Origin of the sequence: Pseudobutyrivibrio ruminis CF1b (assembly GCF_000424005.1) — a bacterium.
GTDB lineage: Bacteria > Bacillota > Clostridia > Lachnospirales > Lachnospiraceae > Pseudobutyrivibrio > Pseudobutyrivibrio ruminis_C.
Window position 1 is genome coordinate 272,592 of the sequence record NZ_AUJB01000009.1, and the last position, 22,974, is coordinate 295,565.

19 protein-coding genes are annotated in these 22,974 nt (G+C 40.6%); all 19 read left to right on the top strand.

Going from position 1 to position 22,974, the window contains the following annotated elements; genetic code table 11:
- Positions 1–100: 100 nt before the first annotated feature.
- The 19 genes from greA (at position 101) to G592_RS15965 (ending at position 22,969) form a co-directional block, all read left to right on the top strand.
- Positions 101–580, top strand: coding sequence for a transcription elongation factor GreA (gene greA / locus G592_RS0107975; RefSeq protein WP_028247363.1), 480 nt, complete (start codon positions 101–103; stop codon positions 578–580).
- Between the two features lie 98 nt (positions 581–678).
- The gene (locus G592_RS0107980; RefSeq protein ID WP_028247364.1) at positions 679–2,064 is read left to right on the top strand and encodes an MATE family efflux transporter; all 1,386 of its coding nucleotides are present in this window, start codon (positions 679–681) and stop codon (positions 2,062–2,064) included.
- A gap of 111 nt (positions 2,065–2,175) precedes the next feature.
- Positions 2,176–4,221, top strand: a complete 2,046-nt coding sequence (lysS, locus tag G592_RS0107985; RefSeq protein ID WP_028247365.1) for a lysine--tRNA ligase — start codon at positions 2,176–2,178, stop codon at positions 4,219–4,221.
- Positions 4,222–4,730: 509 nt separating this feature from the next.
- Entirely contained in the window at positions 4,731–6,278 is a 1,548-nt protein-coding gene (gene yjeM, locus G592_RS0107990) for a glutamate/gamma-aminobutyrate family transporter YjeM (RefSeq protein ID WP_028247366.1), read from the top strand.
- Positions 6,279–6,374: 96 nt separating this feature from the next.
- Positions 6,375–8,108, top strand: coding sequence for an ABC transporter ATP-binding protein (locus G592_RS0107995; protein ID WP_028247367.1), 1,734 nt, complete (start codon positions 6,375–6,377; stop codon positions 8,106–8,108).
- Positions 8,109–8,290: 182 nt separating this feature from the next.
- Positions 8,291–9,874 (top strand): glucose-6-phosphate isomerase, encoded by a 1,584-nt coding sequence (locus G592_RS0108000; RefSeq protein WP_028247368.1) that lies wholly within the window; start codon positions 8,291–8,293, stop codon positions 9,872–9,874.
- A gap of 132 nt (positions 9,875–10,006) precedes the next feature.
- Positions 10,007–10,705 (top strand): hypothetical protein, encoded by a 699-nt coding sequence (locus tag G592_RS0108005; protein WP_028247369.1) that lies wholly within the window; start codon positions 10,007–10,009, stop codon positions 10,703–10,705.
- Positions 10,706–10,707: 2 nt separating this feature from the next.
- Positions 10,708–11,334: a YesL family protein gene (locus tag G592_RS0108010; RefSeq protein ID WP_028247370.1), complete on the top strand. Its 627-nt coding sequence runs from the start codon at positions 10,708–10,710 to the stop codon at positions 11,332–11,334.
- A 310-nt stretch (positions 11,335–11,644) separates the two neighbouring features.
- Positions 11,645–12,031, top strand: coding sequence for a GntR family transcriptional regulator (locus tag G592_RS0108015; protein WP_028247371.1), 387 nt, complete (start codon positions 11,645–11,647; stop codon positions 12,029–12,031).
- On the top strand, positions 12,015–12,914 hold the full coding sequence (locus G592_RS0108020; protein WP_028247372.1) for an ABC transporter ATP-binding protein: 900 nt from the start codon (positions 12,015–12,017) through the stop codon (positions 12,912–12,914). The genes G592_RS0108015 and G592_RS0108020 overlap by 17 nt, the downstream gene beginning before the upstream one ends.
- Positions 12,889–14,934, top strand: a complete 2,046-nt coding sequence (locus G592_RS0108025; RefSeq protein WP_028247373.1) for a hypothetical protein — start codon at positions 12,889–12,891, stop codon at positions 14,932–14,934. Before G592_RS0108020 ends, G592_RS0108025 begins: the two co-directional genes overlap by 26 nt.
- A gap of 205 nt (positions 14,935–15,139) precedes the next feature.
- Positions 15,140–15,454 carry a flagellar biosynthesis anti-sigma factor FlgM gene (flgM, locus tag G592_RS0108030; protein WP_330365421.1) on the top strand — a complete coding sequence of 105 codons (315 nt, stop codon included), beginning with the start codon at positions 15,140–15,142 and terminating at the stop codon, positions 15,452–15,454.
- Between the two features lie 18 nt (positions 15,455–15,472).
- Positions 15,473–15,985, top strand: coding sequence for a flagellar protein FlgN (locus G592_RS0108035; RefSeq protein ID WP_051194817.1), 513 nt, complete (start codon positions 15,473–15,475; stop codon positions 15,983–15,985).
- A 43-nt stretch (positions 15,986–16,028) separates the two neighbouring features.
- Positions 16,029–17,858 carry a flagellar hook-associated protein FlgK gene (locus G592_RS0108040; RefSeq protein WP_028247376.1) on the top strand — a complete coding sequence of 610 codons (1,830 nt, stop codon included), beginning with the start codon at positions 16,029–16,031 and terminating at the stop codon, positions 17,856–17,858.
- 27 nt (positions 17,859–17,885) lie between these two features.
- The gene (gene flgK / locus G592_RS0108045) at positions 17,886–19,880 is read left to right on the top strand and encodes a flagellar hook-associated protein FlgK (protein WP_028247377.1); all 1,995 of its coding nucleotides are present in this window, start codon (positions 17,886–17,888) and stop codon (positions 19,878–19,880) included.
- Positions 19,881–19,907: 27 nt separating this feature from the next.
- Complete coding sequence (locus G592_RS0108050; protein WP_028247378.1) at positions 19,908–21,605, top strand: hypothetical protein; 1,698 nt, start codon at positions 19,908–19,910, stop codon at positions 21,603–21,605.
- Between the two features lie 28 nt (positions 21,606–21,633).
- Entirely contained in the window at positions 21,634–22,086 is a 453-nt protein-coding gene (gene fliW, locus G592_RS0108055) for a flagellar assembly protein FliW (RefSeq protein ID WP_028247379.1), read from the top strand.
- A 2-nt stretch (positions 22,087–22,088) separates the two neighbouring features.
- Positions 22,089–22,310 (top strand): carbon storage regulator CsrA, encoded by a 222-nt coding sequence (csrA, locus tag G592_RS0108060; protein ID WP_028247380.1) that lies wholly within the window; start codon positions 22,089–22,091, stop codon positions 22,308–22,310.
- Positions 22,311–22,549: 239 nt separating this feature from the next.
- A complete protein-coding gene (locus G592_RS15965; protein ID WP_036952221.1) occupies positions 22,550–22,969 on the top strand; it encodes a flagellar protein FlaG in 420 nt (139 codons plus the stop codon).
- Positions 22,970–22,974: the final 5 nt, after the last annotated feature.

Genomic DNA, 22,974 nt, shown 5'->3' on the forward strand with positions numbered 1-22,974 from the left:
CAATATGTGTGTGGCTTATAATTCACTAAGTTACTAAGAAATAAGAGGGATTTTATGCGTAAAATCCATTGAAAAATACATCCGAATGGAGAGGAAAAACATGGAAGCAAAGAAGAATTTACTTACAGCCGAAGGACTTAAAGTATTAGAGGATGAGCTTGAGGATCTCAAGGTCAATAAACGTAAAGAAGTATCTCAGAAGATTAAGGAAGCCAGAGAGCAGGGCGATCTTTCAGAGAACGCTGAGTACGATGCAGCTAAGGATGAGCAGAGAGATATCGAAGCTCGTATCGAGGAGATCGAGAAGATTCTTAAGAACGCTGAGGTAGTTACAGACGAGCACGACACAAAGAACATTAACATCGGTTGGACAGTTACACTTCTTGATGTAGAGTTCGACGAGGAAGTAGAGTATAGAATCGTTGGTTCTACAGAGGCTAACAGCCTTAAGGGCAAGATTTCAAACGAGTCACCAGTAGGTAAGGCTATTCTTGGACACAAGAAGGGCGATACAGTTACAGTTGAGACTGAGGCTGGTGCATTCGAGTACAAGATTCTTGCAGCTAAGAAGTCTAAGTAATTAGGTATATTATTAGGTCACAACCAGATGGGTTGTGGCCTTTTTTAGTTTTCAATGGGGAAGACTAATGACTTGCTTACATTCACAGGAGGGACAAAATGCTAGCAAAATTTAAGAAAACTTTTATTGGTGATAAAGCTTTTTACAGAAGATACATTTTCCTTGCTACTCCAATGATTATCCAAAACTTCATTACAAACTTTGTAAGTTTTTTGGATAATATCATGGTAGGTCAGCTTGGACAGGAAGCAATCTCTGCCGTCGCAACAGTTAACCAGCTTCACTTCGTATTTGCATTAGCAGTATTTGGTGCAGCCTCAGCAGGAAGTATTTATGGTGCCCAGTATTTTGGAAAGGGAGACCACAAAGGTCACATGTACACTTTCCGATTTAAGCTTTATGCAACATTGCTGGCCACCTTCGTAGGAATTTTGATTTTCAAGATTTTTGGTAGTCAGCTAATTTCACTTTTCCTTACAGAAAGTGAAGGCGCTTCGCCAGAGCTGGCTTTGGAGTATGGTCTTCAGTACTTAGGAATAATCCTTGTGGGACTTATTCCATTTGCAGTTAATCAGGCTTATGCTACTAACATCAAAGAGACAGGCCAGACGGTTGTGCCTATGGTGGCCGGTATGGTGGCAGTAGCTACTAATGCTGTTTTGGATTACTGTTTAATCTTTGGTTTTGGACCATTCCCAGAAATGGGTGTAAGAGGTGCAGCGCTGGCTACAGTTATAGCAAGATACATAGAGTGCGCAATCGTATTGATATGGGCTCACTCACACAGAGAGCTTAATAGATATCTTGAGGGAGCATACACAGGCTTTGGTCTTCCAACAGATGTTTTCAGACAGATTCTTATAAAGGGCGCGCCACTTATGTTAAACGAAGTCCTTTGGGCTGCGGGCATGAGTATGGTAACCCAGAGCTACTCTGTTAGAGGAATGAATGTACTGACAGCACTTAGTATGTCGAATACCATTGCGAACTTGTTCAATATTGTATTCATACAGCTTGGTGCATGTATCAGTATTGTGGTTGGTCAGCATCTGGGAGCTGGTGAGCTTGAGGAAGCAAAGGATGCAGATAATAAGATGATTGCCTTCAGCGTATTTTGCTGCACAATCATGGCAATCATTATGTTTGCCTTTGGTGGATTGTTCCCACGCATATACAATGTCGCTCCAGAGATTCGCTCTCTCGCAACAAGATTTATTGCGGTGGCTGCAATCTGGATGCCATCATGCAGCTTTAGTCACTGCTCTTATTTCACACTTCGTTCCGGTGGAAAGACACTTGTCACATTCCTTTTCGACTCAGTGTTTACATGGATAGTTGTGGCACCATGTGCATTTATTCTTGCTCATTACACAGGGCTTGGAATCGTTTGGGTTTACTTCTTTGTACAGGGCACGGAGCTCATCAAAAACATCATGGGATACTTCATGGTGAAGAGTGATGTTTGGCTTGTACAGATGGTATAAACTCTCAGGGATGTACCCTTGACACCTAGAGTTTTCTAGGTCTATAATTGAATGACTTTTTATGTAATTACTAATCTAATTAAATATATATGAAATAATAAAGGAGAAAATATGGCACAGCAGAACAATGGTGGCAACCAGGACGTAAATCAGTTACTTCAGGTTCGCCGCGAAAAGCTTGTTGCACTTCAGGAGGCAGGCAAGGACCCATTTCAGATTACAAAGTTTGACCAGACTCATCACACAGATGAGGCTAGAAATTTATACGAAGAGCACGAGGCTAAGCTTCTTGCAGGTCGTCAGCCAGTAAACACTGATGGCATGGACGAAGAGGCTGCAAAGCAGGCAGTTAACGATGATTACAATGAGCGCCGTGAAATTATGGATGCTCAGCCAATCCACGTTAGCATTGCAGGACGTATGATGTTCAAGCGTGTAATGGGTAAGGCTAGCTTCTGCAACATCCGTGACCGCAAGGGTGACATTCAGGTTTATGTTGCGAGAGATGCAATCGGTGAGGAGTCTTACGCGGATTTCAAGAAGTCTGATATTGGTGATATCTATGGTATCAAGGGTTGGGCTTTTAGAACAAAGACAGGTGAGATTTCAATCCACGCTGAGGAGCTTACACTTCTTTCTAAGTCTCTTCAGATTCTCCCAGAGAAGTTCCATGGACTTACAGATACAGATATGAGATATCGTCAGCGTTACGTTGACCTTGTTATGAACAAGGAATCACGTGATGTTTTCGTTAAGCGTTCACTTATGATGAAGGAAATCCGTAATTTCCTTGCAGAGCGCGATTTCATGGAGGTTGAGACACCTATCCTTGTTTCTAACGCAGGTGGTGCAGCAGCTCGTCCATTCGAGACACACTACAACTCACTTAACGAGGATGTTAAGCTTCGTATCTCTCTTGAGCTTTACCTTAAGAGACTTATCGTTGGTGGTTTCGAGCGTGTTTACGAGATTGGTCGTGTATTCCGTAACGAAGGTGTTGATACTCGTCATAATCCTGAGTTCACACTTATGGAGCTTTACCAGGCATACACAGATTACGAAGGCATGATGGAGCTTACAGAGACTATGTTCCGTCGTCTTGCTGAGAAGGTTGTTGGTTCTACAAAGATTTCTTACAACGGAATCGAAATCGACCTTGGCAAGCCATTCGAGAGAATGACAATGACTGACGCCGTTAAGAAGTACGCAGGCGTTGATTTTGATACAATCGCTGATGACGAGGCTGCAAAGGCTATCGCCAGAGAAAAGCACGTTGAGTTTGAGGACCGTCACAAGAAGGGTGATATCCTTAACCTCTTCTTCGAGGAGTTCTGTGAGGAGAATCTTATTCAGCCTACATTTATCACAGATCATCCAATTGATATTTCTCCACTTACAAAGAAGAAGCCAAGCGACCCTACAAAGGTAGAGCGTTTCGAGCTCTTCATCAATACATGGGAGATGTGTAACGCATACTCAGAGCTTAATGACCCTATCGACCAGCGTGAGCGTTTCGCTGCTCAGGATGCTAATGCAGCAGCTGGTGATGATGAGGCTGAGCACACAGATGAGGACTTCCTCAACGCACTTGAGATTGGTATGCCACCTACAGGCGGTATCGGATACGGTCTCGACAGACTTTGCATGCTTCTTACAGATAGCCAGGCTATCCGTGATGTATTACTCTTCCCTACAATGAAGAGCCTTGATGCACCAAAGAAGAGTGCAACAGCTGCAGATGACAAGAGCGGTTTCTTCGCTCCTAACAGCAGCATTGATTTTTCAAATGTAAAGATTGAGCCTTTATTCGAGGAGTCAGTTGATTTTGAGACATTCTCAAAGAGTGATTTCAGAGCAGTAAAGGTTAAGGCTTGCCAGGCTGTTCCAAAGTCAAAGAAGCTTCTTCAGTTCACACTTGATGATGGTACAGGCACAGACAGAACAATCCTTTCTGGTATTCATGAGTTCTATGAGCCAGAGGAGCTTGTTGGTAAGACACTTATCGCTATCACAAACCTTCCACCACGTGCGATGATGGGTATCGAGTCATGCGGTATGTTACTTTCAGCAGTTAACAACCTTAAGGATTCAGACGGTGAGGAGCTTCACCTTCTCATGGTAGATAACCACATTCCAGCTGGTGCAAAATTATACTAATAAAAATAAAAGAGGTGCCAATCGTCGGCACCTCTATTTTTTTCTTTCATCTAAGGTAAAACAAACCAAAGCAACTATTCCCATCGCTATAGCTAATATGTTAAAGATATTTGTCCTATAAAAAATTATGTGACAAACATTTGTTAAAATGCAGCAGGATACTACAATCTTTGCAGCTAAAAGACTTCTTTTTTCTTCCATAGATATTACCACTTTCTTTTAAAACATAAAAACCCATAAAACTTTATTGTTACATTGTGATATTACATTAACGTTTATGGATTTTTAATCATAATGTTTTGAACGACATTTTTTTGTGATGAATGCTATTCGTCACAAATAAATAATGGTCTATATTTCTTTTGCGTTTTAAAGTGCTAATGCATTGTATTTTCGCTGTTTTATATAACGAAAATATAGAGAATTACCCTGTGGCATGATATAATATTTAAGTTTTCGGCCTTCCGGAAATTAAATAAAGAATATATTTTGTTATAAGGAAGTTAGTAATGAAAGATGAAAAGAAGTTAGGGCTTATGTCCCTCATACTGATGATTTTCACATCAGTTTATGGTTTTAACAACATTCCAAGATCTTATTATTTAATGGGCTATGCAGCTATTCCTTGGTTTGTTATTGCAGGTATTTTATTCTTTGTACCATTTGCATTTATGGTAGCAGAGTTCGGTTCAGCATTTAAGGATGAGACAGGTGGTATGTACTCATGGATGTGCAAGTCAGTAGGTCCAAAGTACGCATTCATCGGAACATTTATGTGGTACACATCTTATGTACTTTGGATGGTAAATGTTTCTTCAGGTATCTGGGTTCCAGTATCAAACCTTATTTTTGGTGAGGACTGTACTTCAGGCTGGTCATTCTTTGGCTCAGAGTTTTTATCAGGTTCAAGATTACTTGGTCTTATGGCTGTAGTATTTTTTGCATTCATCACATACTTTGATTCAAAGGGTGTCGATAAGATTAGCAAGGTTACATCTATCGGTGGTACAGCCGTTCTTACAATCAACATCATGGTAGTTGTTGGTTCAATACTTATGATTATTGCCCGTGGTGGTCAGCTTCAGCAGCCATTTGAGGGCCTTGAGTCACTTAAGACTCCACTTAATGTTGCATATCAGGGAAGCCCTATCATGCTTCTGTCATTCATCGTGTATGCACTTTTCGCATACGGCGGAATCGAGGCAGTTGGTGGTCTTGTAGATAAGACAGAGAATCCAAAGAAGAATTTCCCTAAGGGTATCGTTATTGCAGCTATGGTTATCGTAGTTGGATATGCTTCACTTATTATGTTAGTAGGTTCATTCACAAATTACAGTGAGATCCTTGGCAATGACAGCATTACACTTGGAAATGTTTCATATGTAATCATGTCAAACTTTGCAGCAGAGATTGGTAAGGTATTTGGCGCTTCAGTAGCTACACAGGTTTCTCTTGCTCACGGTTTTGCTCGTGTATATGCACTTATCATGCTTCTTGCACTTATGGGTGCTATGTTTACACTTGTTTACTCACCACTTAAGCAGATTATCGAAGGTACTCCAAAGGAGCTTTGGCCAGGTAAGATGGGTGAGCTTGCAGAGGACGGTATGCCAAAGAACGCTATGTGGATTCAGTGCGCCATCGTTAGCATCATGGTCCTCATGGTTTCATTCGGTGGCGATACAATGCAGCAGTTCTTCGTTATCCTTACAGCTATGGTTAACGTTGGTATGACAGTACCTTACATGTTTATTTCATTCGCATTCCCTAAGTTCAAGAAGCTTAACGGAATTGACAGAAGCTTCGTTGTATTTAAGTCACAGACTTCAGCAAACTTCTGGGGATACATCGTTACACTTACATTATTCTTCGCTAATGTATTTGCGATTATTCAGCCAGCTCTTGATGGTGATATCAAGACTACATTCTGGTCACTCAGTGGCCCTGTAGTATTCGGTCTTGGCGCTTGGATTATCTACACAAGATATGAAAAGAAGATTGAAAGAGGCGAGGTTGAAGCCGAAGCAATGGAAGAGACAGCTACTCAGGCAGAATAAAATTGAAATTCTAAAATGCAGATACCAATTGAGTATCTGCATTTTTTTTAGTATCATATATGAATTGAACACAATCAATTTACACAAAGGAGCTATATGAAACTAATAAAAAGATTTATTCCATATTACAAACCATATATTGGGGTATTTATTTTAGATTTGATCTGCGCTACAGTGCTTTCAATTATTGATCTTACATTTCCGCAGTTCTTGAGAATCTTAAGGGCTACATTATTTCTTGAAGAGCCAGAAGTGATTCTCAGCAAACTTGGTATTATCGCAGCCCTGTTGCTGGCAATGTACCTTGTGAGAAGCGCCTGCAGATATTATGTCAGCTATCAGGGACATATGATGGGTGCAAAGATGGAATCGGGAATGAGACGAGAGCTTTTCGAGCGCTACGAGGCATTCTCATTTTCATATTATGACAATCACAACACTGGTGAGATGATGAGTAAGCTGGTATCTGATTTGTTTGATATTTCAGAGCTGGCACATCATGGACCTGAGAATATTTTCATCTCTGTAATCAAAATAATCGGTTCACTGATTCTTCTTATGCGAATCAATGTACCGATGACCACATGCCTGATGGTAGTCGTATTCTTTATGACTATTTTTGCCGTAAAGCAGAACAGAAAGATGCGTGCAACTTTCGCTGACAATCGCAAGAAGATAGCAGGAATCAACTCATCTCTTCAGGATACTCTGGGAGGAATCCGAGTAGTGAAGTCATTTACAGGTGAGGATATCGAGCTTAACAAGTTTGATAATAGCAATATCGCTTTTCTTTCTTCAAAGAGACAGAACTATGTGCTCATGGGTACCTTCAATGCCGGAAATAGTCTTTTTGAAGGTTTGATGTTCATTACAGTTTTAGTTGCAGGTGGATACTTTATTGCAAAGGGACAGCTTACAGGCGAGGATTTGGCGATTTATGCCCTCTATATAAATATTTTCATCAACCCTGTAAACGTGCTTGTAGAATTTACTGAGCAGCTTCAGAAGGGGCTTGCTGGATTCGAGAGATTCACAGAGGTTATGGATACCATGCCAGAAATCCTTGATGCCCCTGACGCAGGTGAGCTTAAAGAGGTTAAGGGTGTAATTGACTACAAGGATGTTTCATTTGCTTATGAGGACGAGGAGACAGTCCTTGAGAATATTAATCTTCATGTGGAAGCAGGTAAATCAGTGGCAATCGTAGGACCATCAGGTGGTGGTAAGACTACACTTTGCGCATTGCTTCCTAGATTCTATGATGTAACAGGCGGACAGGTGCTTATCGATGGAGTGGACATCAGAACAGTGAGCCAAAAGTCACTTCGATCATATATAGGAATCGTGCAGCAGGACGTTTACCTTTTCAATGGAACCATTAAAGAGAACATTGCCTATGGAAAGCCTGATGCCACAATGGAAGAGATTGTGGAGGCTGCCAGAAATGCAGATCTTCTCGAGTTTATCGAGAGCCTTCCAAATGGATTTGATACAGAGGTAGGAGAGCGAGGCACCAGACTTTCTGGTGGACAGAAGCAGCGTATCGCTATTTCAAGAGTCTTCCTTAAGAATCCTCCTATTCTTATTTTGGATGAGGCTACATCAGCTCTTGATAACGAGAGTGAGAGATACATTCAGGAGAGCCTGGATAAGCTTGCTGAGGGAAGAACTACTATCACAATTGCCCATCGACTTTCAACAATTCTCGGCGCAGATGAGATTATTGTTTTAGATGGAGATGGAATAAAAGAGCGCGGAACACATAAGCAGCTAATCAAAGAAGGCGGCATCTACGAGAAGTATTATAAGATGCAGCTGGGGGCAATCTAAAGGTTGCGCAAAGTTGCTCAAACACTAATAAAAAACAATGTGTATTAACTGAAATTAGATGATGAAAAAATGGGTGTAATCTATTGTATTACACCCTGTTTTATTATAAAATTTTTGCTTAGAAAACGTTTTAGCTATTTTAAGAGAGCTTTTAGTATTTACACAATAAAAGGAGTAAGAAAATGGTAGCATGGAATAATTTTGATAAGCTTGAATCTTACAAGACTCTTCAGGGGTTGAAGAATCAGGTAGAGCTTAAGTCAGTTATGTCTGGAGCAAACGGTGCAAAGCGTGTTGCAGAGTACTCAGTTCCAATGTCAAATGGTATGGCATACAACTTCGCTGCAAAGCAGGTTGATGATACTGTTCTTGAAGCACTTCAGGGACTTGCTGACGAAGCAGAGCTTATCGACAAATACTCAGCACTTTTCAATGGAGAGGTTATTAATACAGGGGAAAAGAGATTAGTTCTTCACCAGCTTACACGTGGTCAGCTTGGCGGGGATGTTATTGCTGATGGGGTTAACAAAAGGGAGTTCTATGTTAAGCAGCAGGAGCGTATCGCAGAGTTCGCTAACAAGGTTCACTCAGGTGAAATCGTTAACGAAAAGGGTGAGAAGTTCACTACAGCTGTTCAGATTGGTATCGGCGGATCGGACCTTGGTCCTCGCGCTATGTATCTTGCTCTTGAGAATTGGGCAAAGGTAACAGGCACATTCAAGATGGAGGCTCGTTTCATTTCAAACGTAGATCCTGATGATGCTGCATCAGTTCTTGCTGGTGTTGATGTTGCTCACTCAATTTTCATCCTCGTTTCTAAGTCAGGTACTACACTTGAGACACTTACAAACGAGTCATTCGTTAAGGACGCTTTAAAGAAGGCTGGACTTGATGCATCTAAGCACATGATTGCTGTTACATCTGATGCTTCACCACTTGCAAAGTCAGCTGATTACCTTGATGCATTCTTCATGGATGATTACATCGGTGGACGTTACTCATCTACATCTTCAGTAGGTGGCGCAATCCTTTCACTTGCATTTGGTCCAGATGTATTCGCTAGATTTTTAAATGGTGCAGCAGAAGAAGATAAGCTTGCTCGCAACGTAGACGTTCGCAAGAACCCTGCAATGCTTGATGCTCTTATCGGTGTTTATGAGAGAAATGTACTCGGTTACGAGACAACAGCAGTTCTTCCATACTCACAGGCACTTAGCCGTTTCCCTGCTCACTTACAGCAGCTTGATATGGAGTCAAACGGAAAGAGTGTAAACCGTTTCGGCGAGCCTGTTGATTATGTTACTGGACCAGTTATCTTTGGTGAGCCAGGTACAAACGGACAGCACAGCTTCTATCAGCTTCTTCACCAGGGAACAGATATCATTCCACTTCAGTTCGTTGGCTTCAAGAAGAGCCAGATGGCTACAGATGTTGTTATCGAGGATAGCACATCACAGCAGAAGCTCTGCGCTAACGTAGCAGCTCAGATTATGGCCTTCGCTTGTGGTAAGGATGACGACAACAGAAACAAGTACTTCGAGGGTAACCGCCCATCATCAATCATCGTTGGTGATCAGCTTACACCTGAGACACTTGGTGCACTCCTTGCACACTTCGAGAACAAGGTTATGTTCCAGGGATTCGTATGGAACCTTAACTCATTCGATCAGGAAGGTGTTCAGCTTGGAAAGACACTTGCAAAGAAGGTTCTTTCAGGTGATACATCAGACGCCCTTGCAGCTTATGCAAAGTTACTTGATATCTAATTACGTGACTATAAAATCTTTATAAAATTTGGCTACTTCTTATTGAAGTAGCCTTTTTTTTACGTTAACATATCACTTAGGTTTTTAAATGGCTGTTGCATAGGAAAATTAGCGTAACAGTAAGAGGTAAATATGGAATACGTAGATAAAGAACAAGAACAGGTCACCAAGACCTTAAAGGGTGAGAAAAAGAAGCTTTCCCAAATGACCTTTGGACAAAAGCTGGAATATATATGGGAGTACTACAAGCTACATATATTAGTGACATTATTAATAATCGGAGCTATCAGCTGGGGCATTCATCATGCCATGACTTATGTTCAATATAAGTTTTATGGAATGATTATCAATTCTGGCCAGTACAATGAGCAGGTTGCCAAATCCATGCATGACACCTTGGGGATGGAAAAGCACGATGGCTTTAGCCTCTCTGGAGATTTCTACACCAATGATACGGAAAACATGGGTGGCTATGGAAACAAGCTGGATATTTATATTATGACTGGTCAGCTTGATTTTGCTTTTACTGACGAAGTGGGAGTTAAATATCTAGTAGATATGGGTGTTGTTCGAGATTTAAAAACAACAGCACCAGATAAGCTTTTGGATTTGTGGACCAGTGAAGGTCGATTATACAATGTAGATGTGACAGATGATGACGGCATCACTGGAAATTATGATGTAGCAGTAGATATCAGCGGTACGGGAATTCAGGAATACTTTGGACTTGATGAGAATATGAAGTATCTGATGATTGCGGACCTCAGTGGAAGCGAAGAATATTTGCAGAATTTTTATAAATTATTATATGAGATAGAAACAGGAGAATAATTGTGGGAAGATTTTTTAACAGCAGATTTTTTGATAGCATCTCCAAGATTACAGACATGCTTATAATAGGTTTTTATTTTTTAGTTTGTTCCATTCCTTTATTTACAATTGGAGCCAGCCTTACAGCACTTTATTATGCGATTCACAAATGTGTTTATAGGGGCAGAGGCTACACATTAGAGTTCTTTCACTCATTTAAGGAAAACTTCAAGCAGTCTACATTATCATGGCTTATCTTTATGGTGATGTTTGGAATCCTTTCAGGAGATATTTATATCACCAAAAATGTTATTAGTCACGATAGCCCATTTGCTGGAATGTTTATTTTCTTTACAGTGTTGCTAGTGGTTACTATTATTTGGGCGATTTATCATTTTGCTTACATTGCACGATTTTCGAATGGATTTAAAGAATCCTTTAAGGTATCAGCAATATTCATGATACTTAATATTGGTTGGAGTATCGCTATACTTGGAGTTTTGGTACTTCTTGGTCTATTAGTATATCGATTCCCAATTTTCCTGTTATTCCTTCCAGGAATGATTGCATCTTCCGTTCACCCAATCCTCGAGCGCGTCTTCCGTAAATACATGAGTGCAGAGGACTTAGCAAAGGAAGATGACGTATAAGTAATTAATACATTATAGTCCTTCTCATTATGAGAGGGACTTTTAATTTGCAGCTGCATAGACTAGGCAAGCGCGAGCAAGGTGCTAAAGGTCCAGTGGACCTTTGTTCAGCACCGACCGGAGTGGAACGGAGACGGCCCCGCTCAGGTTCTTTGACATGTAGTCAAAGGTTCTGAGATGGGAGATGGCTTGCGGGAGCAAGAAAAACTAGGATGCTGCAAAAAAGTATTTGACACAAAATATGTGGTGTGCTATAAGTGTATTAGAACAGCTAATACAGTATAAGTTAACACCGTGAGGAGGTACTAGCTTGATTCATCTAAATTACAGAGATTCTAAGCCTATATATGAGCAGATAAAGGATGGTCTTAGACGTTTGGTGGTGTCTGGGGCTGTACGGACAGATGAAAAGCTACCAAGTGTGCGTGAATTGGCCACAAGCTTATCAATTAATCCAAATACCATCCAGAAGGCTTATAGAGAGCTGGAACAGGAAGGGTACATTTACACAATAGCAGGTAAAGGCAGCTATGCAGCTCAAAGAGCAGATGTTGCAACTGGGAGGAATGAAGAACTTATGAAAGAATTCGATGAGATAGTAAAAGAACTTCTGTATCTGTGCCAGGATAAGGATATCCTTATCAGAAGAATTGAAGAGATAGCGAAGGGAGGGGCAGCGAGTGATTCAGGTAAGTAATGTTACTAAGAAATTTGGAGACTTCATTGCCCTTGACGATTTAAATATGCATGTAGAGAAGGGCGCCATTTATGGTTTGGTAGGGCCAAATGGTGCAGGTAAGTCTACAATCATTCGCCACCTTTGTGGTGTATATAAGCAGGATGCTGGTCAGGTGCTTATTGATGGACAGCCAGTTTATGAAAATCAGGCCATCAAAAGCAGATATACAGTGATTCCAGATGACATATTCTTTTTCACACAGGCTAACACAATGGACATGATGAAGTTTTATAAGAATATGTATCCAAACTTTGATGAGGCACTCTTCAAGAAGATTATGGATTGCTTTCCAGCGATTAATCCTAAGAAGATGGTTCGTAGCCTTTCAAAGGGTATGCAGAAGCAGGTAGCATTTATGCTTTCTATTGCAGCAAGACCAGAGCTTATGATTTTGGATGAGCCAGTGGATGGTCTTGATCCTGTTATGCGCCGTCAGATTTGGAGCCTTATTATGTCCGATGTTGCGGAGAATGGTCTTACAGTTCTTGTTAGCTCACATAACCTTAGAGAGCTTGAGGACGTATGTGACCATGTGGGAATCATGAATAATGGAAAGATTCTTATTGAGCGTTCACTTGATGAGCTTCAGACTTCCATTACAAAGATTCAGATTGCATTTGAAGGCGATATGCCACAGCTTCCAGATGATATTACAGTTTTAAAGAAGATTACAAACGGACGAGTACATACACTTATAGTCAAGGGAGAACCCAGAGCTGCAGAGCAGGCTATCGGTCAGATGAATCCTCTTCTGATGGATGTGCTTCCACTTACCCTTGAAGAGATATTTATTTATGAGCTGGGAGGTGAGAACTATGCAGTCAAAGACATCATTTTTTAATATGGCTTTGTTCAAAAAGAACATAAGCAGAACCTGGATTGCCGGACTGTTATATTTCGTCCTACTACTGTTGATGCTTCCAGTATATTTCGTAATCAACACGGCCAATATAAATGGAGATGATTGGTACACAAGACTGGGCTACACAATGGAGATGCGACTTTATGAGCATATGAGTAGTATTCCAACCACCTTTCTAGCTATCATTATTTCCATCATTGTTACAGGAATTACATTTTGGTACCTGTTTAATAGAAGAGATAACTACATGATGCATTCGTTCCCAGTAAGCAGAAGAAGCTTATTTTTTACAGGTATTTTATCTAGTCTTACTGTCAGCTTACTGCCAGTTGTTTTGGTATCCGTTATCATGACGATTGCAGCAGCTGCGCGAGGATGTAGTGGACTTGTCTGCATTTGGTATTGGGCGCTTATCGTAGCGGTATCTACATTGTTATTTACAGCTATAGCCATATTCTCCCTGATGATCTCAGGACAGATTGTTACAGGCATTATCTTCTATTTTATATTCAATTTCCTTTATCTTATGATGGAAATTGCATTCCGCCTTACAGCAAGCATCCTTATCTGGGGACTTTCTGAGACCATGAACGGAATCCAGTACAAGATTTGGACTCCAGTGTTATATATTCCAGACAAGGCTAAAGTCCTTTCAAACATAGTTATGGATGATAATTACACACAGGTCATTCATTTCGATCATAGCTTTATGGGAGGAGATATCCTTGCAATTTATGCAGTAGCTGCCATTGTAATTATTATTGTCAGCTATCAGTTATATAGATTTAAGAAGCTTGAGACAGTGCTTGATTTCATCGCTGTTCCATTTATGAAGCCAGTGTTCTCTGTTGGAATGTCATTCTTCATTTCAATGGTAGCAGGCGCTTTCATTTCTGGAATGGTTGAAGCGCTTACACCACTTAGCTACGACACAAAATTTGGAATCGCCATTATTTCAGCACTGATTTTGGGAGTTATTATATACTTTGCTACTCAGATGCTTATCGAGAAGACTCTTAGAGTTTTCTGCGCAAAGAAAGCATTCCATTGCGGAATTTACTCACTTGCAGCACTTGCTATTTTACTTTGCATGAGACTTGATGTGATTGGCATCGAGAATAAAGTTCCAGCTTTGAAGGATATTGAGTGGGCAGGCATCGAGAACGATTACACCATGGTATTTACAGATGAGATGGAGATTGAAGCCTTCAGACAGATGCACCAGAATTTCCTTACAGATAAGAAGGAACTTAGAAATATTAATTACAATTATCCAGATGTGGATGGAAAAACATTCTCTATTCGCTACAAGCTAAAAAATGGAGATATAGTCATCCGAAGCTATCCTGTTATTAATACAGAGGCGTCAGTGGTATCGTCAGAGTATCTGGCAGCCACACAGCCAATCCTTGATTTCGTAAATAATCCCGGAAGAATCAAGGAACATGTCATTGGAAATATCTGGAATAACTGCGAGGTTAAGTCTATGGACTTCGGCATTGTAATAGATGTGCCAGAGACACATGATTATTACATGGAGTACACTGAGTTTGACGAGCTTTCTACTAAGGAGAAAAAAGCTAAGTTCAAGAGAGTGTACGATGAATTCCTTAAAGATGTAGATGCAGGAAAAGTATTCCAACAGAGTTTCGCCGGCTACGATTACCAGTATGACGCTAACCAGAAGACAACATTGTACAATTCGTTTGATTTTGTAATAAAGAATCCAGACGTGTTATACTTCTCTGATTCTGACACATTTTACGACAATGATTATGGAACCAGCGGAGATGTACTGCACGAGCAGAGCATTTATGTAGAGTTGAATACAGACTGCACAAACACATTGAAGGCATTAAAGGATGAGGGCTTCTACTCAGATGAGAAAGACTTAATCACAAATTATGATTTCTCAAGAAAGTATGAAAGCTATGGTTATTCAGATTCAGATGACTATGTCTACGAAGATCCTGACGGAGATTTAGCTCCTTGGGATTAACTAAATTGCTTATTTCGTAATTCTCTATCCGATACAATTCTCAACACAGACCCCGAGGACCTCTCAACCTCGGGGTCAATTTTTTTTATTTAGAGCCGATATAAATAATGACAAAAATATTTTTGAAAATTTTGTTAAAAAATTTTAGAATGACTATAAAGTTTTATATTAAGTCGTCCGATAAATGGAATGTAAGAAGAATAAAATGGTTCAAAATCAGGGAGGAAAGGAGTGTGGCGATATGCGTATAGAGGCTTACAATCAGGTAGCTCAGCTCTATCAGTCATCAAACACTAAAAACACGACACAGGCTGCAAAAACAAATGGAATGGGCCGTGACCAGGTTCAGATTTCATCTACAGGTAAGGACTACCATGTAGCAAAGGCAGCAGTATCTGAGGCGGCAGATATCAGAGAAGATCTAGTAGCAGACATCAAAGCTAGAATCAAAGCTGGTACTTACGAAGTCAGCACAGAGGACTTCGCAGAGAAGTTATTGTCTCAGTTCGGTCAGATTTAGTTTAGTGAGGAAAGATGCGTGGCTAGTTTAATGGATGAATTGCTCTTAACTATGGACGGTGAAACAGAGCAGTATGAAAAGTTAATTAGTCTTAATGGAGAAAAGAAGGATTCTATTATCCATAAGAAGCTTGACGTACTGGAAGCTATTACCTCTCAGGAGCAAGCCATCGCAGACTCCTTATTGGAGTTGGAGAAACGACGCGCCGAGTTACTGCGCCATATAGCAGCAGTAATGGGTCACGACGGGGAGCAGATTACCGTTTCATGGATGATCGATAATTTGGCGAACCAGCCTGTAGAGAGAAAACAACTTATAACTGCCAGGGGCAAATTAATACAAGCAGCTGACAATGCACAGGTGCTTAATATTCAGACTCAAAATCTTCTGCGCCAGGCGCTTGAGATGGTTGAGTTTGACATTACCCTTATCAAGAGTGCAAGACAGGCACCACAGACGTCCAACTATGGCAGGGATGCAGAGACTACAGGAGATTTGTTAGGTAAATCGGGATTTGACGCTAAACAGTAGGAAACGGATGTCCTTAAAGATTAGCAAGCTTTAAGGAGGACCTATGGCTAATAGTTTTGGAAGCTTATATGTTGGAGCATCTGGCCTACAGTCAGCATCACATGGTTTAAATACAACAGCTAACAACCTTTCGAACATCAACACCGAAGGTTATGTTCGTGAGCAGGTTGTTTATGAAGATAGAAATTATCAAAAAATAGGTGAAGCCGCAGTGAGTACACAGTATCGTGGACTCGGTGTGGAAGTAGGAACGATCGTCCACGCTCGCGATATCTTTTTAGATAAAGCATATCGAAGTGAGAATGGGCGACATTCTTTTTATGAAGCTAGTTCAGAAGCAGTGCAGGAGGTTATCACTCATCTGCAGGAATCTGACGGCCAGGCTTTCGAGGCAGCCATCAAAGATTTTGAGGAGGCCTTCGAGGAGTTTGCCAAAGATCCTTCAGATACTGTTAACCAGAACCTGGTATTGCAGAAGGCTAGCCTTTTTTTGTCCCGCGCAACAGCGGTTGAAGATGGATTTGAAGATTATCAGACCATTATCAATTCCAAAATCTCTGAGAAGCTTAACCGCATCAATGAGATTGGAAAAGAGATGGTTGAGTTGAATTTAAGAATACAGGCCATTGAGTCGGCAGGTGTTGAGAAGGCCATGGACCTTAGAGACAAGAGAGATCTGTTGATAGATGAACTTTCAGGACTTGCAAGAATCACATATCGTGAGGACAACATGGGGGTTGTTCATGTGGAGCTGGAGCAAGTAGAGTTTATCGACGAGGTTACATATCATCCAGTTGGAAATCTTACAGACAGAAAGACTGGATTCGTAACACCATACTGGCCACACATGTCAGAGATTAATGATCCTGACGACCCTACTCAGAATTACTACTATCCAATATATGATTTGACAAACGTCAGCGCAGAGAAAGATTCAGATATTGGAGAGGTAAAGGCACTTCTTATGGCAAGAGGTGAGACCTGGAGTGATTACAGAGATTTCTATGATGAGAATGGGAATTACATTGCATCTGATGTTTATAAAGATGGCGTGGCAAACTCCATCATGATGAACTCAGAGGCAGAGCTTGATACATTGATTCATCAGGTAGTAACTGAAATCAACAACATTTACAGCCCAATCATAGCTGTGGACAAAGTTTATTCAGGTGCACTTACAGCCACATACATCGATGAAAATGGTGAGGAAGTAACACTTGATGCAAGCAAGGTTCACATTCTCGATACAGCAAGTTGTTCACTGGGTAGCGATTTGGAATATCCACCAAGAGAGCTTTTCGTACGAAGCGCCTACGACAGATTTAAAAATAACGAGCTGATGGATGTGAAACTCACAATAGACGATGGCAACGGCGGAACTTATGAACAGACAGTTCAGGTATATGTATACAACGAAGAAGATTTAAGCGACGCCAACACCTGTTATACATTAAAGAACCTTCGAATGAACGAGGTACTTGAGAAGCAGGAATCTTATATTCCTCATCTTATGTACAAGGAAAATAAGATAGCTGTAAACCATGATTTGGGAGCAGCCCTCAGTGCGATCTGGACCAATCAGACCTTCAATCTTAATCCTAGTGATACCACTCCATGTGGATACTCAGGATTCTATGTAAAGTGGATTGGTGAAATCGGAAATACAGGTAACGTATACAAGACTACAGCAGAATCTCTTCTAGGAACAAAGGAAGAAATCGAGTTTAGCCGTCAGGGCGTTATCGGCGTATCTTCTGATGAAGAGCTCACAATAATGATTAAATATCAGTCAGCTTACAACGCTGCCAGCCGATATATAAATGTAGTAAACGAAATGATTGAACATCTTGTTACATCACTTGGACATGTTTAATCAGTAAATGACAGGAGGGGTTAGCCTATGTCATCAACATTCTTTGGATTAACAATTGCAGCATCTGGTCTGAATACATCACAGGCCCAGATTAACACCACTGCAAACAACATCTCTAACGTAAATACGAATGGATACAGCCGTCAGGTTGTAAACACCGTAGCTTCATCAGCACTTCGCTGTTACCAGAGCTGGGGTACTACCGGTACAGGTGTTGAGGCGGAGTCAGTAACTCAGCGCAGAGATTTATATTACGATGAAAAATATTGGAATAATTCTTCTGCCCTTGGTTTCTACGAGAAGAAAGAATACTACATGAAGCAGATTGAAAACTACTTCAATGAAACCAATCTGGACACAGGATTTACCACCATCTACACAAAGATGTTTAATGCCATGAGTACCCTTCAGGGAAATCCTGGTGATATGACAGTAAGAAAGCAGTTTACATCTACAGCAAAGCAGCTGACAGAGTACTTCAACCAGTTGTCTACAAAGCTTGATGATTTACAGAGCTCAATCAATGATGAAATTAAAACAGCAGTAGATGATATTAATTCCATGGCAGAAAAGATAGCCATCCTTAACAAGCAGATAAACATTATTGAGCAGGGTGGAGGACATGCCAACGAGCTTCGCGACCAGCGCGCGGTTCTGGTCGACAAGCTTTCCAAGATAGTAGATGTTTCTGCTACTGAAAAGAAGGTAAAGAATTCCAATAATCCTGATATGGAAACAGGTGCAACCTACTATCAGGTATATATAAACGGCCAGATTCTGGTAGATACCTACGAGCACAACACTCTTGCAGTAGTTTCAAGAGAGCTGGACCAGAATCATAATCAGTCAGATATCGATGGTCTTTATGAAATCGTTTGGACTGTTGATGGAAACAAGTTCAACGCTACTCCAAGTGGAAATGGTGGAGAGCTGAAGGCCATGTTTGAGGTTCGCGATGGTAACAACAACGAGAATCTTCACGGTGTGGTAACAGCAACAGGTAGCGATACAATTACCGTCAGCTACCCAACAATTACCGATATCAACGAGCTGAACATGCCAACACGTGGCTCACTAGATGTAAACAACAAGGAATATACATACAACAGCTTTTCCTATGAGACAGATGAGAAGGGAAATATTACCAACATCACATTCTATCTGAACCAGGGGCTTACAGTGGAAGAGCAGGGAAATCTGATTTCAAAGAAGCTTCAGGCAGGCGATGATGTGGATTACATGGGAATCCCTTATTACCAGAATCAGATGAATCTTTTCCTGAGAAACTTCTGCGAGGCTTTCAATAAAATCGAAATTGGTGCAGAAGTTTATGATGCAAATGGAAATGCTGTAACGGACATCAACGACATTAAGATTAATGAAGTATATGATGCAGCAGGAAATGTTATCGATGATCAGGAAAAGCTCAACAGCATCATCAACACGATGGGAGTAGACCTTAATGGTGATTTGATGAATGCGTTCTTTATCGCCAAAGATAAGATCGACCTTAACGTTGAGCATCAGATGAGAACTGACATTACATCATCAACTATTTACAGCGCTGGTGATGTGGATGACGACACTAGAAAATATGAATCATATTATCTTTTGACAGCGAAGAATGTTTCAATAGCAAAAGAATCCGACAGGGATGCTGGCGCATTTGCTACCACCACAAAGGGTAACTACACAGATGGTGTAGACGCAGCACACCTGGTAGAAGATTTGCAGAGATTACAGGGCACCACAAAGTTATTTAGAGGTGGCGGTGGAGATTCATTCCTTCAGTGTATTTACGCAGATGTAACTGTAGATACCCAGGAGTGCAACATTTTCACAAAGAACTTTACCAACATCAGTACCACAATCACTGAGCAGAGAATGTCGGTATCAGGTGTTGATGAAGATGAAGAGGCTCTGGATTTGATGAAATTCCAGAATGCCTACAACCTGGCATCTAAGTGTATTTCAGTATTCGCCGAAATATATGATAGATTGATTTTACAGACAGGAGTTTAAGGTTTTTTAGCCAGATGAGGTAGTACTATGAGAGTTACAAACAAAATGATAATGAACAACGCATCTTCAAATATCAATAGCGCGAAGGAGTGCGTCAACACACGAAACAAACAAATGACTTCACAGAAGAAAATTGATCGTCCTTCTGATGATCCGGTAGTTGCTGTTCGTTCCCTCAGATTGTCTACAACACTCTCTCAGGTAACACAGTACTACAGCAAGAACATTCCTGACGCAACAAGCTGGCTGGACGTTACAGAGACTTCTCTTATCAATATCAGAAGTCTTATGACAGACTGCCGTTCACTTGCAGTTAAAGGTTCTACAGATACATACAATGCAGAAGACAGAAACACAATGATCACTCAGCTCGAATCTCTCCAGAAGCAGGTATTTGCTGAAGGTAATGCTGACTATGCAAAGCGTACTGTTTTTACAGGCTACAGAACCAACAGTAATCTGGTTTTCACAGAGGATGAAAACGACACTATATATAGAATTAATCAGACTCTCTCAGCAGAGACAGACATGGAAGAGCACAGATATTACGATGGCGTAAATAAGGTGCCTACCACAGCTGATGAAGTGAAGAATCCATTCCTTGGTCTTGACCCAACAGATGCTAATTATACTTTCATCGATGATATGGAGCAGACCAATTACTACAGAATGCGTCTGAACTATGGATTGACTGATAATGCCGATTCTATAAATAAGATGACAATTAAAGATGGCAATGGAAATCAGATAGCAGAATTCTCTTATTTTGATACAACAACAGGTTTAACTGAAGATGAAACAGATGTGGTTGTAAATGATAATTCAGTCCAGCATATAGATGGTGGAATTAATCTGTTTGTATTTGCAAATGAGACAGACTGGAGCAATGCAGAAATTACTGATGCCACAAACTCATCAACTATATTGAGCGCAAAGGGAACTAAGACTGTTCCTGATGATGCGATTATAATTATTAAAGAGACTGGTGACATCATTCTTGGAAAGAATGTTGCTGCATCTTTGAAGAACAATAATGCAACAATTGACATTCAGTACGATAAGACTGGATTTAAAGAGGGCGAGCTGAGACCTGAGTACTATTACAACTGTCAGAAGCGATATGACCCTAACGATGTAGATACTAACATTCCTTACACAAAGTTTGATGAAAATGGAAAGCGAATCTATTTCGATATCGAATATACGGTAGCAGCCAATCAGACTATTACCATTAATACAGAGGCGTGTGATGTGTTCACAAGCGATATTCAGCGTGATTTGGCAGAGATGATTGACGCTGTAAAGAAGACAATCGAGGCACATAATAAGCTGGATGAAATCACAAAGATGAAGGGCGAAAGTCAGTATGCATCTGATGAATATCAGGAGTATCTGACCACCTGGTACGATGCCTTAAAGAAGGAAGCAGATTACTTCGAGGACAATTTACAAAAACTTTTTAGTACAGAACTAGGCAAAATAGATGAATATTATGCTACAATAAGTTTAGGTATTACTGATTTGGGATGTAAGAAGGACTCGCTTAAGCTTACTGAAAAGCGCGTGGGGGATCAGCGAGAAACTGTACAAGGTCTTCAGTCTACAAACGATGATTTAGATTTATCCCAGATAATTATCGATTATACAGCCGCTTACACCGCATATCAGGCCTCGCTTACAGCCGCTGGAAAGCTGGGCGAGTCTACGTTGTTGAATTACTTGTAACCAATTATTTCACAAAGGAGAAAGGATAATGCGCGTAAAAACCAGACTATTCGGCGAAATTGAAATTTCCGATGAAAAAGTCATCAATCTTGTTCATGGGCTTATAGGTTTTCCAGACATGAAGAGATACACTCTCATTTTCGACGAAGAAAAGAAGGACAAAGGCAATATCATGTGGCTGCAATCTCTGGACGAACCGGATTTTGCTATGCCAGTTATGCTTCCTCACGTAGTTAAGCCGGATTATGCTCCAGCTTTAAACGAGGATTCCTTAGAGCCACTTGGTGATTTGACAGAAGATAATACTTACGTACTTGTTACTGTACGAGTACCTAAGAATCCAAAGGAAGCATCTATCAATTTAAAGGCTCCTATCGTAATCAATACCGACATTAACGTAGGTGACCAAATAATTATTGACGGAAATGAGCCGGTACGATACCTTATTCATGACGCAATACATGGAAAGGATGGTGAGTAGCGATGTTGGCATTAACTAGAAAAACAGGCGACGCTATTATGATCAACAACAACATCGAGATTACAGTCCTTGAAGTTCGCGGTGATCAGGTCAAATTAGGTATTTCAGCTCCAAAAGAAGTAACAATATATCGCAAGGAAGTTTACCTTGAGATTCAGAAAGAGAACGAGGCAGCTCAGCAGATTTCAATGGATGATGTTGAAGCACTCAAGAATTTATTATAACCCGCTAGTTACGGCAACAAGCCTTAGTGTTTCTTCGCTCAGCTGAAGAAAGCTTCGCTTAAGAAACCTAAGAGCTTGTTTCCTACTAGCTCATCTAATAAGTTAGTCTATTGACTAGCTTATTTTTTTTATAAATTTTTCAAAATTACTATAAACTTTTAGAGCTATACGTACGATATAGGAGTTAGAAGACTATAAAACTTTTTATATATACAAGGAAGTTTAAAAGGAGGAGTACCATGAAAATAGGCGAAGTAAGTAGTGCAGTTAGCAACTACCAGGGACAGGGAAGTTCAGGAAAGACAGCGCCAGTTCAAGCTACACAGAGTACACCAGTAGATTTCGCAACAGCAGCTAAGGAAATACGCGCAAGCGAGCCTGAATATAAAAACCCTAATTCAAATCCAGAGCAGGAAGAAGCAGAAGATAAGGCTATGCAGGCTTCATCTTCATTGAAGGAAGCCATCAGCAAAATCAATTCTGCTCAGGGCAATGCTGAAGCAGTGTTTGGTATCCATGAGGGTACAAACCGCGTAACAATCAAGATGGTTGATAAGCAGACAAAGAAGGTTATCAAGGAATTCCCAGCAGAGGAAACACTTGACCTTATTGCTAAAGCTTGGGAGCTTGCAGGAATTATGGTCGATGAGAAGAGATAGTATGT

Bases quoted from the DNA above. Each gene is read 5' to 3' on its own strand.
- greA (WP_028247363.1), top strand. From the start codon at position 101: ATGGAAGCAAAGAAGAATTTACTTACAGCCGAAGGACTTAAAGTATTA.
- G592_RS0107980 (WP_028247364.1), top strand. From the start codon at position 679: ATGCTAGCAAAATTTAAGAAAACTTTTATTGGTGATAAAGCTTTTTAC.
- lysS (WP_028247365.1), top strand. From the start codon at position 2,176: ATGGCACAGCAGAACAATGGTGGCAACCAGGACGTAAATCAGTTACTT.
- yjeM (WP_028247366.1), top strand. From the start codon at position 4,731: ATGAAAGATGAAAAGAAGTTAGGGCTTATGTCCCTCATACTGATGATT.
- G592_RS0107995 (WP_028247367.1), top strand. From the start codon at position 6,375: ATGAAACTAATAAAAAGATTTATTCCATATTACAAACCATATATTGGG.
- G592_RS0108000 (WP_028247368.1), top strand. From the start codon at position 8,291: ATGGTAGCATGGAATAATTTTGATAAGCTTGAATCTTACAAGACTCTT.
- G592_RS0108005 (WP_028247369.1), top strand. From the start codon at position 10,007: ATGGAATACGTAGATAAAGAACAAGAACAGGTCACCAAGACCTTAAAG.
- G592_RS0108025 (WP_028247373.1), top strand. From the start codon at position 12,889: ATGCAGTCAAAGACATCATTTTTTAATATGGCTTTGTTCAAAAAGAAC.
- flgM (WP_330365421.1), top strand. From the start codon at position 15,140: ATGGTTCAAAATCAGGGAGGAAAGGAGTGTGGCGATATGCGTATAGAG.
- G592_RS0108040 (WP_028247376.1), top strand. From the start codon at position 16,029: ATGGCTAATAGTTTTGGAAGCTTATATGTTGGAGCATCTGGCCTACAG.
- flgK (WP_028247377.1), top strand. From the start codon at position 17,886: ATGTCATCAACATTCTTTGGATTAACAATTGCAGCATCTGGTCTGAAT.
- G592_RS0108050 (WP_028247378.1), top strand. From the start codon at position 19,908: ATGAGAGTTACAAACAAAATGATAATGAACAACGCATCTTCAAATATC.
- fliW (WP_028247379.1), top strand. From the start codon at position 21,634: ATGCGCGTAAAAACCAGACTATTCGGCGAAATTGAAATTTCCGATGAA.
- csrA (WP_028247380.1), top strand. From the start codon at position 22,089: ATGTTGGCATTAACTAGAAAAACAGGCGACGCTATTATGATCAACAAC.
- G592_RS15965 (WP_036952221.1), top strand. From the start codon at position 22,550: ATGAAAATAGGCGAAGTAAGTAGTGCAGTTAGCAACTACCAGGGACAG.